Origin of the sequence: Spirillospora sp. NPDC046719 (assembly GCF_040645715.1) — a bacterium.
Lineage (GTDB): Bacteria > Actinomycetota > Actinomycetes > Streptosporangiales > Streptosporangiaceae > Spirillospora.
The window spans coordinates 1-1,544 of record NZ_JBEYYT010000871.1 but is presented as its reverse complement, the minus strand read 5'-3'; the positions used below and the strand labels follow the sequence as shown (position 1 = coordinate 1,544).

The 1,544-nt window shown below is 36.2% G+C and carries 3 protein-coding genes; all 3 read left to right on the top strand.

Features of this window, described 5'->3' with window-relative positions; translation table 11 throughout:
* A partial coding sequence (locus tag ABZ914_RS51130; protein ID WP_500201786.1) for a dCTP deaminase/dUTPase family protein occupies window positions 1-202 on the top strand: 202 nt, incomplete at its 5' end.
* Window positions 203-205: 3 nt separating this feature from the next.
* Window positions 206-478, top strand: coding sequence for a hypothetical protein (locus tag ABZ914_RS51125; RefSeq protein ID WP_014570742.1), 273 nt, complete (start codon window positions 206-208; stop codon window positions 476-478).
* Between the two features lie 26 nt (window positions 479-504).
* Window positions 505-1,185 carry a hypothetical protein gene (locus ABZ914_RS51120; protein WP_500201785.1) on the top strand — a complete coding sequence of 227 codons (681 nt, stop codon included), beginning with the start codon at window positions 505-507 and terminating at the stop codon, window positions 1,183-1,185.
* The last annotated feature ends 359 nt before the right edge of the window (window positions 1,186-1,544 follow it).

Here is a 1,544-nt window from a genome sequence, read left to right as displayed (position 1 = left end):
GATTAATTCAGTAGGAATTATCGATTCAGATTACTATCCGCAAGAATTTAAAGGCTTATTTATGAACATCTCAAAAGAGCCTGTAACCATTTCTAAAGGTCAAAGAATAATGCAAGGGGTATTTGTCAAATACCTTACAACAGACGATGACAACGCAAATGGAAAGCGTACAGGCGGTTTTGGTAGCACTGGGGAGGTGTGAAAAATGATGAAGCAAACAACATGTTATAGCTGTGATAAACCAATCGAACCTGAATGGCTTCCAGAAGGAGAATTTATTGTATGTGATGAATGTTCTTCAGACACTGACGAAAAAACGGTTGAAAAACTCCAAGAACAGATTAACACTGCGAAAAAGTATATCGAGCATGTTATTGGAACGATTAAACGTGATGGGCATTTAGGAACTATTCAAACAGACTGGATTTTGCCTGATTTAGAAAAAGCACTCGCAGCGATTGGAGGGGATGATGACTGATTTAGTGAAAGTGGTGGAGGGGATAGATGACAATTACTGAACAACAATTCTATGACATGCTCAATGTTGATGAACACATGAATTTTACAAATAGAATCCAAGAGCTTGTTTTTGATAAAAAAGGACATGAAGAATTTTATTCTAAAATCTTAAATATCCACCATGACATGGGCATTGATTTCTTTAGAGACTATTTTATGGCTCATTCAGCTGTTTCAGCAAAAGGGCAGCATTATACACCAGATGAACTTGGTAAGCTCACAGCGTTGCTTGTAGGTGGTTCTGGAGGTGCTGATTTAACTGGAGCAGGAACAGGAACTCTAATTATCCAAAAATGGCAAAATGATCGAATGAATGCAGACTTTTTTAACTATTTGCCGAGTAACTATTGGTACCAGGCATTAGAATTATCGGATGAAGCTATTTCATTCTTGATTCATGCCTTTGCAATCCAAGGGATGAATGGTGTAATCATTCATGGTGATGCATTGGAAATGGCCGTGAAGCAAGTTTATTTCATTCAAAACAGTGCTAATAATCCGATTGGTTTCTCAGAGATAAATGTTATCCCTCACAGCAAAGATGCAATGGAATTTTTAGGGATTCATGAATGGACGGAACAGGCAATTGAACATATTGAAAGTAAATTTCCTGACTGGATTCCACTCATAGAAGAAAAGAAAGGACAGATGAGTTTATTTGAATGAATTATTTCATGAATACTAAGGAGATTTGAATGACCGACAAACTAATATCTGGTCAATGACTGGTGGGGAGGGATTGAATGAAAATTTTTAAACGTAAACCAAAGAAATTAATTCAAGCAAGGTTTATTTATGATACGAGCCGTATCGGAGTTCATAGTAACTATTCTGATTGGCAAACCGTTTCTGAAAAAGAATATAAATGAGCTGTGTCTGACGCTAAAAAAGACGGTTGGACTGATGTTAAATATATTGTGCTAGGAAATATAGTATCTGACAAATATGATATTAAAGGATTTGAAAAAAGGGAGATTAAATGAAACTAATGTGTAAGCTGTTCTGGCATAAGTGGTCAGAATGGA

Excerpts from the sequence above, each read along its gene's own strand:
- ABZ914_RS51125 (WP_014570742.1), top strand. The coding sequence starts at position 206 with ATGATGAAGCAAACAACATGTTATAGCTGTGATAAACCAATCGAACCT.
- ABZ914_RS51120 (WP_500201785.1), top strand. The coding sequence starts at position 505 with ATGACAATTACTGAACAACAATTCTATGACATGCTCAATGTTGATGAA.